Genomic DNA, 14,114 nt, shown 5'->3' on the forward strand with positions numbered 1-14,114 from the left:
AAGGATATATTCGGAACATCTTCTTCAGAAGATGCGGAATAACGTGACATATTGTATTCAGTTTTGAATGTTTATTTAACATTCAAATATTTTTTGGTTAAAGTGATATTGCTTATGCGAGCGCTTGACAATCTATTCTTTTTAAAGAAAGCGGTTGTCAGACAATGCATTAAGAAAAATTAAAGCGGAGTTTACTTTTGTAAATGAGCATTTGATTTTTTGAAAATAAAGCAGTATGCGAGCGCTTGACTAAAAAGAAATTGTACATTGAAAACTAGATAAGTAAGTAAAATATAGATTTTACCAAGCAAAACCGAGTGAATAAAGAGTTTTAAATAAGCTTGAATTCATAAGAAATAATCGCTAGTGTTCGAAAGAACACTCACAAGATTAATAACGCGTTTAAATCTTTTTATAAAAGAAAACGTTTAGCAGACAATGAGTTAAATTATTTTAAAGCAGAGTTTACTTATGTAAATGAGCATTTAAAATAATGAAAACGAAGCCGTATGTGAGCGTTTGACTTATAAAAATGGTGGAAACATAGATTAAGTTATTAAGGGCGCACGGTGGATGCCTTGGCACTAGAAGCCGATGAAGGACGTTACTAACGACGATATGCTTTGGGGAGCTGTAAGTAAGCTTTGATCCAGAGATTTCCGAATGGGGAAACCCAGCATGAGTTATGTCATGTTATCGATATGTGAATACATAGCATATCAGAAGGCACACCCGGAGAACTGAAACATCTTAGTACCCGGAGGAAGAGAAAGAAAATTCGATTCCCTTAGTAGCGGCGAGCGAAACGGGAAGAGCCCAAACCAACAAGCTTGCTTGTTGGGGTTGTAGGACACTCTATACGGAGTTACAAAGGACGACATTAGACGAATCATCTGGAAAGATGAATCAAAGAAGGTAATAATCCTGTAGTCGAAAATGTTGTCTCTCTTGAGTGGATCCTGAGTACGACGGAGCACGTGAAATTCCGTCGGAATCTGGGAGGACCATCTCCTAAGGCTAAATACTCTCTAGTGACCGATAGTGAACCAGTACCGTGAGGGAAAGGTGAAAAGCACCCCGGAAGGGGAGTGAAATAGAACCTGAAACCGTGTGCTTACAAGTAGTCAGAGCCCGTTAATGGGTGATGGCGTGCCTTTTGTAGAATGAACCGGCGAGTTACGATTTGATGCAAGGTTAAGCAGTAAATGTGGAGCCGTAGCGAAAGCGAGTCTGAATAGGGCGTTTAGTATTTGGTCGTAGACCCGAAACCAGGTGATCTACCCTTGGTCAGGTTGAAGTTCAGGTAACACTGAATGGAGGACCGAACCGACTTACGTTGAAAAGTGAGCGGATGAACTGAGGGTAGCGGAGAAATTCCAATCGAACCTGGAGATAGCTGGTTCTCTCCGAAATAGCTTTAGGGCTAGCCTCAAGTGATGATTATTGGAGGTAGAGCACTGTTTGGACGAGGGGCCCCTCTCGGGTTACCGAATTCAGACAAACTCCGAATGCCAATTAATTTAACTTGGGAGTCAGAACATGGGTGATAAGGTCCATGTTCGAAAGGGAAACAGCCCAGACCACCAGCTAAGGTCCCAAAATATATGTTAAGTGGAAAAGGATGTGGCGTTGCCCAGACAACTAGGATGTTGGCTTAGAAGCAGCCATCATTTAAAGAGTGCGTAATAGCTCACTAGTCGAGTGACACTGCGCCGAAAATGTACCGGGGCTAAACATATTACCGAAGCTGTGGATTGTCCTTTGGACAATGGTAGGAGAGCGTTCTAAGGGCGTTGAAGCATGATCGTAAGGACATGTGGAGCGCTTAGAAGTGAGAATGCCGGTGTGAGTAGCGAAAGACGGGTGAGAATCCCGTCCACCGATTGACTAAGGTTTCCAGAGGAAGGCTCGTCCGCTCTGGGTTAGTCGGGTCCTAAGCTGAGGCCGACAGGCGTAGGCGATGGATAACAGGTTGATATTCCTGTACCACCTATAATCGTTTTAATCGATGGGGGACGCAGTAGGATAGGCGAAGCGTGCGATTGGATTGCACGTCTAAGCAGTAAGGCTGAGTATTAGGCAAATCCGGTACTCGTTAAGGCTGAGCTGTGATGGGGAGAAGACATTGTGTCTTCGAGTCGTTGATTTCACACTGCCGAGAAAAGCCTCTAGATAGAAAATAGGTGCCCGTACCGCAAACCGACACAGGTAGTCAAGATGAGAATTCTAAGGTGAGCGAGCGAACTCTCGTTAAGGAACTCGGCAAAATGACCCCGTAACTTCGGGAGAAGGGGTGCTCTTTAGGGTTAACGCCCAGAAGAGCCGCAGTGAATAGGCCCAAGCGACTGTTTATCAAAAACACAGGTCTCTGCTAAACCGTAAGGTGATGTATAGGGGCTGACGCCTGCCCGGTGCTGGAAGGTTAAGAGGAGTGGTTAGCTTTTGCGAAGCTACGAATCGAAGCCCCAGTAAACGGCGGCCGTAACTATAACGGTCCTAAGGTAGCGAAATTCCTTGTCGGGTAAGTTCCGACCCGCACGAAAGGCGTAACGATTTGGGCACTGTCTCAACGAGAGACTCGGTGAAATCATAGTACCTGTGAAGATGCAGGTTACCCGCGACAGGACGGAAAGACCCCGTGGAGCTTTACTGTAGCCTGATATTGAAATTCGGCACAGCTTGTACAGGATAGGTAGGAGCCTTTGAAACGTGAGCGCTAGCTTACGTGGAGGCGCTGGTGGGATACTACCCTAGCTGTGTTGGCTTTCTAACCCGCACCACTTATCGTGGTGGGAGACAGTGTCAGGCGGGCAGTTTGACTGGGGCGGTCGCCTCCTAAAAGGTAACGGAGGCGCTCAAAGGTTCCCTCAGAATGGTTGGAAATCATTCATAGAGTGTAAAGGCATAAGGGAGCTTGACTGCGAGACCTACAAGTCGAGCAGGGTCGAAAGACGGACTTAGTGATCCGGTGGTTCCGCATGGAAGGGCCATCGCTCAACGGATAAAAGCTACCCCGGGGATAACAGGCTTATCTCCCCCAAGAGTTCACATCGACGGGGAGGTTTGGCACCTCGATGTCGGCTCATCGCATCCTGGGGCTGTAGTCGGTCCCAAGGGTTGGGCTGTTCGCCCATTAAAGCGGTACGCGAGCTGGGTTCAGAACGTCGTGAGACAGTTCGGTCCCTATCCGTCGTGGGCGTAGGAAATTTGAGAGGAGCTGTCCTTAGTACGAGAGGACCGGGATGGACATACCTCTGGTGTACCAGTTGTCGTGCCAACGGCATAGCTGGGTAGCTATGTGTGGACGGGATAAGTGCTGAAAGCATCTAAGCATGAAGCCCCCCTCAAGATGAGATTTCCCAACTTCGGTTATAAGATCCCTCAAAGATGATGAGGTTAATAGGTTCGAGGTGGAAGCATGGTGACATGTGGAGCTGACGAATACTAATCGATCGAAGACTTAATCAAAATAAATGTTTTGCGAAGCAAAATCACTTTTACTTACTATCTAGTTTTGAATGTATAATCTACATTCATATGTCTGGTGACTATAGCAAGGAGGTCACACCTGTTCCCATGCCGAACACAGAAGTTAAGCTCCTTAGCGTCGATGGTAGTCGAACTTACGTTCCGCTAGAGTAGAACGTTGCCAGGCAAAAAATGGATGCGATGAGCCGCATTGAGACCGCAAGGTCTCTTTTTTTATGTCTAAAACGTCAAAATAAAAAGTAAACACAAAGAAAAATGGCTTGGCGAAGTGAAAACGTTTGAATCTGACGAAACGAGAAAAGAGCGCAACGAGTTTAGTAGAGCTAAATGAGTAAGCGAGAGCCGAAGAAGAGGAAAGAAGCAAGCGATTGTCACAAGTCAAGAAAGGTTCTTAGCGACGATGGTAGCCAACTTACGTTCCGCTAGAGTAGAACGTTGCTAGGCAAGAAATGGATGCGATGAGCCGCATTGAGTTTTGGAAATGATATTTTAATAATGTGCACTTTTGATTGTTTAAATCTGTGACTAGAAGTATAAGTGAAGACATTCAGAAGTATTATAAAAAGTGAACAGCAGTAAGATAGTTTTTAATCATAAATCATCTTACTGCTGTTTTTAGGTTTTATGTCTAATATTTTTTAAATCGAAATACAAAAAGGAAATTAATTATTATACAATAGACAAGCTATTGCATAAGTAACACTAACTTTTGTCAAAGAAGTGTTACTATATAATTAATACTTTTGAAAGTAACTAATTCCAAAACAGTGTAAATAAAGGAAGCGTATATCATGAAGCAACCTATTTTAAATAAATTAGAAAGTTTAAATCAAGAAGAAGCGATTTCTTTGCATGTTCCGGGTCATAAAAATATGACTATCGGTCATTTATCTCAATTATCAATGACAATGGATAAAACTGAAATACCTGGATTAGATGATTTACATCATCCTGAAGAAGTCATTTTGGAAAGTATGAAGCAGGTGGAGAAACATTCAGATTATGATGCTTATTTCTTAGTGAATGGCACCACTTCAGGAATATTATCTGTCATCCAGTCTTTTTCACAGAAAAAAGGCGATATCTTAATGGCAAGAAATGTACATAAATCTGTATTACATGCGCTCGATATTAGCCAACAAGAAGGGCATTTTATTGAAACGCATCAAAGTCCGTTAACGAATCATTATAATAAAGTTAATTTAAGCCGTTTGAATAATGACGGTCACAAACTTGCTGTGTTGACTTATCCTAACTATTACGGTGAAACATTTAATGTAGAAGAGGTTATCAAATCTTTGCACCAATTAAATATTCCTGTACTCATTGACGAAGCACACGGCGCGCACTTTGGATTGCAAGGATTTCCAGATTCTACATTAAATTATCAAGCTGACTATGTTGTTCAATCTTTTCATAAAACGTTACCAGCTTTAACGATGGGCTCGGTACTTTATATTCATAAAAATGCACCTTATAGAGAAACTATTATAGAATATCTAAGCTACTTCCAAACATCTAGTCCTTCGTATTTGATTATGGCTAGTTTAGAGTCAGCTGCCGAGTTCTATAAAACATATGATAGTACCGTGTTTTTTGATAAGAGAGCGCAATTAATCGAATGTTTGGAGAAGAAGGGTTTTGAAATGCTTCAAGTTGATGATCCGTTGAAGTTGCTGATAAAATATGAAGGTTTTACAGGTCATGATATTCAAAATTGGTTTATGAATGCACATATCTATTTAGAATTAGCGGACGACTATCAAGCATTAGCGATATTGCCGTTATGGCATCATGATGATACGTATTTATTTGATTCGCTTTTACGTAAAATTGAAGATATGATTTTACCGAAAAAATCAGTTTCTAAAGTTAAACAAACACAACTTTTAACAACTGAAGGTAACTATAAACCAAAACGCTTTGAATATGTTACTTGGTGTGATTTGAAAAAGGCAAAAGGTAAAGTTCTGGCGCGACATATTGTCCCGTATCCGCCAGGGATTCCTATTATTTTCAAAGGAGAAACAATAACTGAAAATATGATAGAATTGGTAAATGAATATCTGGAAACTGGAATGATAGTTGAAGGAATTAAAAATAATAAAATTTTAGTTGAGGATGAATAAAATGTCAGCTTTTATAACTTTTGAGGGCCCAGAAGGCTCTGGAAAAACAACTGTAATTAATGAAGTTTACCATAGATTAGTAAAAGATTATGATGTCATTATGACTAGAGAACCAGGTGGTGTTCCTACTGGTGAAGAAATACGTAAAATTGTATTAGAAGGCAATGATATGGACATTAGAACTGAAGCAATGTTATTTGCTGCATCTAGAAGAGAACATCTTGTATTAAAGGTCATACCAGCTTTAAAAGAAGGTAAGGTTGTGTTGTGTGATCGCTATATCGATAGTTCATTAGCTTATCAAGGTTATGCTAGAGGGATTGGCGTTGAAGAAGTAAGAGCATTAAACGAATTTGCAATAAATGGATTATATCCAGACTTGACGATTTATTTAAATGTTAGTGCTGAAGTAGGTCGCGAACGTATTATTAAAAATTCAAGAGATCAAAATAGATTAGATCAAGAAGATTTAAAGTTTCACGAAAAAGTAATTGAAGGTTACCAAGAAATCATTCATAATGAATCACAACGGTTCAAAAGCGTTAATGCAGATCAACCTCTTGAAAATGTTGTTGAAGACACGTATCAAACTATCATCAAATATTTAGAAAAGATATGATATAATTGTTAGAAGAGGTGTTATAAAATGAAAATGATTATAGCGATCGTACAAGATCAAGATAGTCAGGAACTTGCAGATCAACTTGTTAAAAATAACTTTAGAGCAACAAAATTGGCAACAACAGGTGGGTTTTTAAGAGCGGGTAATACAACATTCTTATGTGGTGTCAATGATGACCGTGTAGATGAAATATTGTCTGTGATTAATCAAACGTGTGGTAATAGAGAACAGTTGGTTTCACCTATTACACCTATGGGAGGCAGTGCGGATTCGTACATTCCATATCCAGTTGAAGTTGAAGTTGGCGGTGCTACTGTATTTGTTATGCCAGTTGATGCATTCCATCAATTTTAATTCTATAATACAATCATCAATTAGAGATACTTAAAATAGTGTATTAATAAGTTATTAACAATTTTGGGTTGCTTGACTGCGACTAGTTCAGATGCCAATAGATTTGATTTTTGTGGTTCTAAAAATAATCACAAATCATGGTCGCTATTGTTGCAGTAATTAGTTGCTCTTTGGCAACCTTTTTATATAAAAGCAAAAGGGAGTTTGTAATGAATGGATGAACAGCAACAATTGACGAATGCATATCATTCAAATAAATTATCGCATGCCTATTTATTTGAAGGTGATGATGCACAAACGATGAAACAAGTTGCGATTAATTTTGCAAAGCTTATTTTATGTCAAACAGATAGTCAATGTGAAACAAAGGTTAGTACATATAATCATCCAGACTTTATGTATATATCAACAACTGAGAATGCAATTAAGAAAGAACAAGTTGAACAACTTGTGCGTCATATGAATCAACTTCCTATAGAAAGCACAAATAAAGTGTACATCATTGAAGACTTTGAAAAGTTAACTGTTCAAGGGGAAAACAGTATCTTGAAATTTCTTGAAGAACCACCGGACAATACGATTGCTATTTTATTGTCTACAAAACCTGAGCAAATTTTAGACACAATCCATTCAAGGTGTCAGCATGTGTATTTCAAGCCTATTGATAAAGAAAAGTTTATAAATAGATTAGTTGAACAAAACATGTCTAAGCCAGTAGCTGAAATGATTAGTACTTATACTACGCAAATAGATAATGCAATAGCTTTAAATGAAGAATTTGATTTATTAGCATTAAGGAAATCAGTTATACGTTGGTGTGAATTGTTGCTTACTAACAAGCCAATGGCACTTATAGGTATTATTGATTTATTGAAACAGGCTAAAAATAAAAAACTGCAATCTTTAACTATTGCAGCTGTGAATGGTTTCTTCGAAGATATCATACATACAAAGGTAAATGTAGAGGATAAACAAATATATAGTGATTTAAAAAATGATATTGATCAATATGCGCAAAAGTTGTCGTTTAATCAATTAATTTTGATGTTTGATCAACTGACGGAAGCACATAAGAAATTGAATCAAAATGTAAATCCAACGCTTGTATTTGAACAAATCGTAATTAAGGGTGTGAGTTAGATGCCAAATGTAATAGGTGTTCAGTTTCAAAAAGCGGGAAAATTAGAATATTATACACCTAATGATATACAAGTAGATATAGAAGACTGGGTAGTTGTCGAATCTAAAAGAGGCATAGAGATAGGTATTGTTAAAAATCCATTAATGGATATTGCTGAAGAGGATGTTGTGTTACCTCTTAAAAATATTATTCGCGTTGCTGATGACAAAGATATTGATAAATTTAATTGTAATGAACGAGATGCTGAAAATGCATTAATACTATGTAAAGACATTGTAAGAGAACAAGGTTTGGACATGCGTTTAGTCAATTGCGAATATACATTAGATAAATCGAAAGTTATTTTTAATTTTACGGCGGATGATCGTATTGATTTTAGAAAATTAGTAAAAATATTAGCGCAACATTTAAAAACACGTATCGAGTTGAGACAAATTGGTGTAAGGGATGAAGCCAAATTGCTTGGCGGTATCGGACCTTGTGGTAGGTCGTTATGTTGTTCTACATTTTTAGGGGATTTTGAACCAGTATCGATTAAGATGGCTAAGGATCAAAATTTATCATTAAATCCAACTAAAATTTCTGGTGCATGTGGTCGTTTGATGTGTTGTTTAAAATATGAAAATGACTATTATGAGGAAGTACGTGCACAATTACCTGATATCGGTGAAGCAATTGAAACGCCTGATGGTAACGGGAAAGTAGTTGCTTTAAATATATTAGACATTTCTATGCAGGTGAAGCTTGAGGGACATGAACAGCCACTTGAATATAAATTAGAAGAAATAGAAACTATGCATTAAGGAGGCATTATTACATTTGGATCGCAATGAAATATTTGAAAAAATAATGCGTTTAGAAATGAATGTCAATCAACTTTCAAAGGAAACTTCAGAATTAAAGGCACTTGCAGTTGAATTAGTAGAAGAAAATGTAGCGCTTCAACTTGAAAATGATAATTTGAAAAAGGTGTTGGGCAATGATGAACCAACTACTATTGATACTGCGAATTCAAAACCAGCAAAAGCTGTGAAAAAGCCATTACCAAGTAAAGATAATTTGGCTATATTGTATGGAGAAGGATTTCATATTTGTAAAGGCGAATTATTTGGAAAACATCGACATGGTGAAGATTGTCTGTTCTGTTTAGAAGTTTTAAGTGATTAATCAAGCACTCTCAAATAGTGTTATAATTATAAATGAATATGGTTTGGATAAGTCTGAGACAATGCATGTTTCAGGCTTTAATTGTGTATAAAGTTTTGGTGATTGCATAAGAGATAGCGGTACTAAATGTTATTATTAAGTGTGCGCGCAGTATCATTAGTTATAAAATGTAGCTGTTAAAAGTCAAAAATACATCGAATGTAGATAGGCATATAATATAAAAAGAGATTTCAATTACTCAATAGAAAAAGGTTGTCTTCATAGGAGTTAAAAATGTTAAAAGAGAATGAACGATTTGATCAACTAATCAAAGAAAATTTTAGTATTATTCAAAATGATGATGTTTTTTCGTTTTCAACGGATGCTTTGTTGTTAGGGCATTTTACAAAACCTAGAACAAAAGATATTGTATTGGACTTATGTTCAGGCAATGGGGTGATACCCTTGTTATTGTTTGCGAAACATCCACGACATATAGAAGGTGTTGAGATTCAAAAAACACTTGTCGATATGGCGCGACGCACATTTCAATTCAATGATGTTGATGAATATTTAACAATGCATCACATGGATTTGAAAAACGTTACTAAAGTATTTAAACCTTCACAATATACTTTAGTAACGTGTAATCCGCCTTATTTTAAAGAGAATCAGCAACACCAACATCAAAAAGAAGCACATAAGATAGCGAGACATGAGATTATGTGTACACTTGAAGATTGCATGATTGCAGCCCGTCATTTATTAAAAGAAGGTGGCAGGCTAAATATGGTACATCGTGCAGATAGACTAATGGATGTCTTGTTTGAAATGAGAAAAGTGAATATTGAACCTAAGAAAGTCGTTTTTATATATAGTAAAGTAGGGAAATCGGCACAAACGATAGTTGTAGAAGGTCGAAAAGGTGGAAATCAAGGTTTAGAAATCATGCCCCCATTTTATATTTATAATGAAGATGGTAATTATAGCGAAGAAATGAAGGAAGTATATTATGGATAGTCATTTTGTATATATTGTAAAATGTAGTGATGGAAGTTTATATACAGGATACGCTAAAGACGTTAATGCACGTGTTGAAAAACATAACCGAGGTCAAGGAGCCAAATATACGAAAGTAAGACGTCCGGTGCATTTAGTTTATCAAGAAATGTATGAGACAAAGTCTGAAGCATTGAAGCGTGAATATGAAATTAAAACTTATACCAGACAAAAGAAATTGCGATTAATTAAGGAGCGATAGTATGGCTGTATTATATTTAGTGGGCACACCAATTGGTAATTTAGCAGATATTACTTATAGAGCAGTTGATGTATTGAAACGTGTTGATATGATTGCTTGTGAAGACACTAGAGTAACTAGTAAGCTGTGTAAACATTATGATATTCCAACTCCATTAAAGTCATATCACGAACATAACAAGGATAAGCAGACTGCTTTTATCATTGAACAGTTAGAATTAGGTCTTGACGTTGCGCTCGTATCTGATGCTGGATTGCCCTTAATTAGTGATCCTGGATACGAATTAGTAGTGGCAGCCAGAGAAGCTAATATTAAAGTAGAGACTGTGCCTGGACCTAATGCTGGGCTGACGGCTTTGATGGCTAGTGGATTACCTTCATATGTATATACATTTTTAGGATTTTTGCCACGAAAAGAGAAAGAAAAAAGTGCTGTATTAGAGCAACGTATGCATGAAAATAGCACATTAATTATATACGAATCACCGCATCGTGTGACAGATACATTAAAAACAATTGCAAAGATAGATGCAACACGACAAGTATCACTAGGGCGTGAATTAACTAAGAAGTTCGAACAAATTGTAACTGATGATGTAACACAATTACAAGCATTGATTCAGCAAGGCGATGTACCATTGAAAGGCGAATTCGTTATCTTAATTGAAGGTGCTAAAGCGAACAATGAGATATCGTGGTTTGATGATTTATCTATCAATGAGCATGTTGATCATTATATTCAAACTTCACAGATGAAACCAAAACAAGCTATTAAAAAAGTTGCTGAAGAACGACAACTTAAAACGAATGAAGTATATAATATTTATCATCAAATAAGTTAATCACTTTATCGATTATATGAAATTTTAAACGATTTTATAAACGCAAGCTGTAATTTTAAATGGTAAGTTATCATTTTGCATTGATACTGATAAAATGATGTTGACTATGATAAAAAAATGATGACATCGACGTTTTTTAATGTAAAATAAATACATTGAAAGTAATAAATACCTTAACATTGAATAAGATGAAAATGAGATGACGAGATAAATGTTCGCGTCCGTTGAAATGCATAGAAATCTTAGATATTATTTGAAGTGAGACATTACGAGGAGGAACAGTTATGGCTAAAGAAACATTTTATATAACAACCCCAATATACTATCCTAGTGGGAATTTACATATAGGACATGCATATTCTACAGTGGCTGGAGATGTTATTGCAAGATATAAGAGAATGCAAGGATATGATGTTCGTTATTTGACTGGAACGGATGAACACGGTCAAAAAATTCAAGAAAAAGCTCAAAAAGCTGGTAAGACAGAAATTGAATATTTGGATGAGATGATTGCTGGAATTAAACAATTGTGGGCTAAGCTTGAAATTTCAAATGATGATTTTATCAGAACAACTGAAGAACGTCATAAACATGTCGTTGAGCAAGTGTTTGAACGTTTATTAAAGCAAGGTGATATCTATTTAGGTGAATATGAAGGTTGGTATTCTGTTCCGGATGAAACATACTATACAGAGTCACAATTAGTAGACCCACAATACGAAAACGGTAAAATTATTGGTGGCAAAAGTCCAGATTCTGGACACGAAGTTGAACTAGTTAAAGAAGAAAGTTATTTCTTTAATATTAGTAAATATACAGACCGTTTATTAGAGTTCTATGACCAAAATCCAGATTTTATACAACCACCATCAAGAAAAAATGAAATGATTAACAACTTCATTAAACCAGGACTTGCTGATTTAGCTGTTTCTCGTACATCATTTAACTGGGGTGTCCATGTTCCGTCTAATCCAAAACATGTTGTTTATGTTTGGATTGATGCGTTAGTTAACTATATTTCAGCATTAGGCTATTTATCAGATGATGAGTCACTATTTAACAAATACTGGCCAGCAGATATTCATTTAATGGCTAAGGAAATTGTGCGATTCCACTCAATTATTTGGCCTATTTTATTGATGGCATTAGACTTACCGTTACCTAAAAAAGTCTTTGCACATGGTTGGATTTTGATGAAAGATGGAAAAATGAGTAAATCTAAAGGTAATGTTGTAGACCCTAATATTTTAATTGATCGCTATGGTTTAGATGCTACACGTTATTATCTAATGCGTGAATTACCATTTGGTTCAGATGGCGTATTTACACCTGAAGCATTTGTTGAGCGTACAAATTTCGATCTAGCAAATGACTTAGGTAACTTAGTAAACCGTACGATTTCTATGGTTAATAAGTACTTTGATGGCGAATTACCAGCGTATCAAGGTCCACTTCATGAATTAGATGAAGAAATGGAAGCTATGGCTTTAGAAACAGTGAAAAGCTACACTGAAAGCATGGAAAGTTTGCAATTTTCTGTGGCATTATCTACGGTATGGAAGTTTATAAGTAGAACGAATAAGTATATTGACGAAACAACGCCTTGGGTATTAGCTAAGGACGATAGCCAAAAAGATATGTTAGGCAATGTAATGGCTCACTTAGTTGAAAATATTCGTTATGCAGCTGTATTATTACGTCCATTCTTAACACATGCGCCGAAAGAGATTTTTGAACAATTGAACATAAACAATCCTCAATTTATGGAATTTAGTAGTTTAGAGCAATATGGTGTGCTTACTGAGTCAATTATGGTTACTGGGCAACCTAAACCTATTTTCCCAAGATTGGATAGCGAAGCGGAAATTGCATATATCAAAGAATCAATGCAACCGCCTGCTACTGAAGAGGAAAAAGAAGAGATTCCTAGCAAACCTCAAATTGATATTAAAGACTTTGATAAAGTTGAAATTAAGGCAGCAACGATTATTGATGCTGAACATGTTAAGAAGTCAGATAAGCTTTTAAAAATTCAAGTAGACTTAGATTCTGAACAAAGACAAATTGTATCAGGAATTGCCAAATTCTATACACCAGATGATATTATTGGTAAAAAAGTAGCAGTTGTTACTAACCTGAAACCAGCTAAATTAATGGGACAAAAATCTGAAGGTATGATATTATCTGCTGAAAAAGATGGTGTATTAACCTTAGTAAGTTTACCAAGTGCAATTCCAAATGGTGCAGTGATTAAATAACTGTATTTTTAAAAATTAGGAGAGATAATTATGTTAATCGATACACATGTCCATTTAAATGATGAGCAATACGATGATGATTTGAGTGAAGTGATTACACGTGCTAGAGAAGCAGGTGTTGATCGTATGTTTGTAGTTGGTTTTAACAAATCGACAATTGAACGCGCGATGAAATTAATCGATGAGTATGATTTTTTATATGGCATTATCGGTTGGCATCCAGTTGACGCAATTGATTTTACAGAAGAACACTTGGAATGGATTGAATCTTTAGCTCAGCATCCAAAAGTGATTGGTATTGGTGAAATGGGATTAGATTATCACTGGGATAAATCTCCTGCAGATGTTCAAAAGGAAGTTTTTAGAAAGCAAATTGCTTTAGCTAAGCGTTTGAAGTTACCAATTATCATTCATAACCGTGAAGCAACTCAAGACTGTATCGATATCTTATTGGAGGAGCATGCTGAAGAGGTAGGCGGGATTATGCATAGCTTTAGTGGTTCTCCAGAAATTGCAGATATTGTAACTAATAAGCTGAATTTTTATATTTCATTAGGAGGACCTGTGACATTTAAAAATGCTAAACAGCCTAAAGAAGTTGCTAAGCATGTGTCAATGGAGCGTTTGCTAGTTGAAACCGATGCACCGTATCTTTCGCCACATCCGTATAGAGGGAAGCGAAATGAACCGGCGAGAGTAACTTTAGTAGCTGAACAAATTGCTGAATTAAAAGGCTTATCTTATGAAGAAGTGTGCGAACAAACAACTAAAAATGCAGAGAAATTGTTTAATTTAAATTCATAAAGTTAAAAGTGAGAAAGATCACCGCCATAAATGTAAACGATGCTATATTCGTTTAATATGCTATGGTTC

Annotated in this window: 11 protein-coding genes and 2 rRNA genes; all 13 read left to right on the forward strand. The window is 36.6% G+C overall.

What is annotated here, in order from left to right; genetic code table 11:
• Positions 1 to 546 precede the first annotated feature (546 nt).
• Positions 547 to 3,468 (forward strand): 23S ribosomal RNA (locus KI230_RS02250).
• A 72-nt stretch (positions 3,469 to 3,540) separates the two neighbouring features.
• Positions 3,541 to 3,655: ribosomal RNA gene (rrf, locus tag KI230_RS02255) — 5S ribosomal RNA — on the forward strand.
• Between the two features lie 625 nt (positions 3,656 to 4,280).
• Complete coding sequence (locus tag KI230_RS02260) at positions 4,281 to 5,618, forward strand: aminotransferase class V-fold PLP-dependent enzyme (protein WP_000812832.1); 1,338 nt, start codon at positions 4,281 to 4,283, stop codon at positions 5,616 to 5,618.
• 1 nt (position 5,619) lies between these two features.
• Complete coding sequence (gene tmk, locus KI230_RS02265) at positions 5,620 to 6,237, forward strand: dTMP kinase (RefSeq protein WP_001272126.1); 618 nt, start codon at positions 5,620 to 5,622, stop codon at positions 6,235 to 6,237.
• A 27-nt stretch (positions 6,238 to 6,264) separates the two neighbouring features.
• Positions 6,265 to 6,594, forward strand: coding sequence for a cyclic di-AMP receptor DarA (darA, locus tag KI230_RS02270; protein WP_000781979.1), 330 nt, complete (start codon positions 6,265 to 6,267; stop codon positions 6,592 to 6,594).
• 213 nt (positions 6,595 to 6,807) lie between these two features.
• On the forward strand, positions 6,808 to 7,734 hold the full coding sequence (locus KI230_RS02275; RefSeq protein WP_000344336.1) for a DNA polymerase III delta subunit-related protein: 927 nt from the start codon (positions 6,808 to 6,810) through the stop codon (positions 7,732 to 7,734).
• Positions 7,735 to 8,538 (forward strand): PSP1 domain-containing protein, encoded by an 804-nt coding sequence (locus KI230_RS02280; RefSeq protein WP_001134197.1) that lies wholly within the window; start codon positions 7,735 to 7,737, stop codon positions 8,536 to 8,538. It abuts the gene before it with no gap.
• Positions 8,539 to 8,554: 16 nt separating this feature from the next.
• Positions 8,555 to 8,902, forward strand: a complete 348-nt coding sequence (gene yabA / locus KI230_RS02285) for a DNA replication initiation control protein YabA (protein ID WP_000375686.1) — start codon at positions 8,555 to 8,557, stop codon at positions 8,900 to 8,902.
• Positions 8,903 to 9,175: 273 nt separating this feature from the next.
• Positions 9,176 to 9,901, forward strand: coding sequence for a tRNA1(Val) (adenine(37)-N6)-methyltransferase (locus KI230_RS02290; protein WP_000910696.1), 726 nt, complete (start codon positions 9,176 to 9,178; stop codon positions 9,899 to 9,901).
• Positions 9,894 to 10,142, forward strand: coding sequence for a GIY-YIG nuclease family protein (locus KI230_RS02295; RefSeq protein ID WP_000377064.1), 249 nt, complete (start codon positions 9,894 to 9,896; stop codon positions 10,140 to 10,142). The genes KI230_RS02290 and KI230_RS02295 overlap by 8 nt, the downstream gene beginning before the upstream one ends.
• A 1-nt stretch (position 10,143) precedes the next feature.
• Positions 10,144 to 10,983 (forward strand): 16S rRNA (cytidine(1402)-2'-O)-methyltransferase, encoded by an 840-nt coding sequence (rsmI, locus tag KI230_RS02300; protein ID WP_000279917.1) that lies wholly within the window; start codon positions 10,144 to 10,146, stop codon positions 10,981 to 10,983.
• A gap of 284 nt (positions 10,984 to 11,267) precedes the next feature.
• Positions 11,268 to 13,241 carry a methionine--tRNA ligase gene (gene metG, locus KI230_RS02305; protein ID WP_001051129.1) on the forward strand — a complete coding sequence of 658 codons (1,974 nt, stop codon included), beginning with the start codon at positions 11,268 to 11,270 and terminating at the stop codon, positions 13,239 to 13,241.
• A gap of 30 nt (positions 13,242 to 13,271) precedes the next feature.
• Complete coding sequence (locus tag KI230_RS02310) at positions 13,272 to 14,045, forward strand: TatD family hydrolase (RefSeq protein WP_000904312.1); 774 nt, start codon at positions 13,272 to 13,274, stop codon at positions 14,043 to 14,045.
• The last annotated feature ends 69 nt before the right edge of the window (positions 14,046 to 14,114 follow it).

The sequence above is a fragment of the Staphylococcus sp. MZ3 genome (genome assembly GCF_018622755.1).
In the GTDB taxonomy this organism is placed as follows: Bacteria; Bacillota; Bacilli; order Staphylococcales; family Staphylococcaceae; genus Staphylococcus; species Staphylococcus aureus.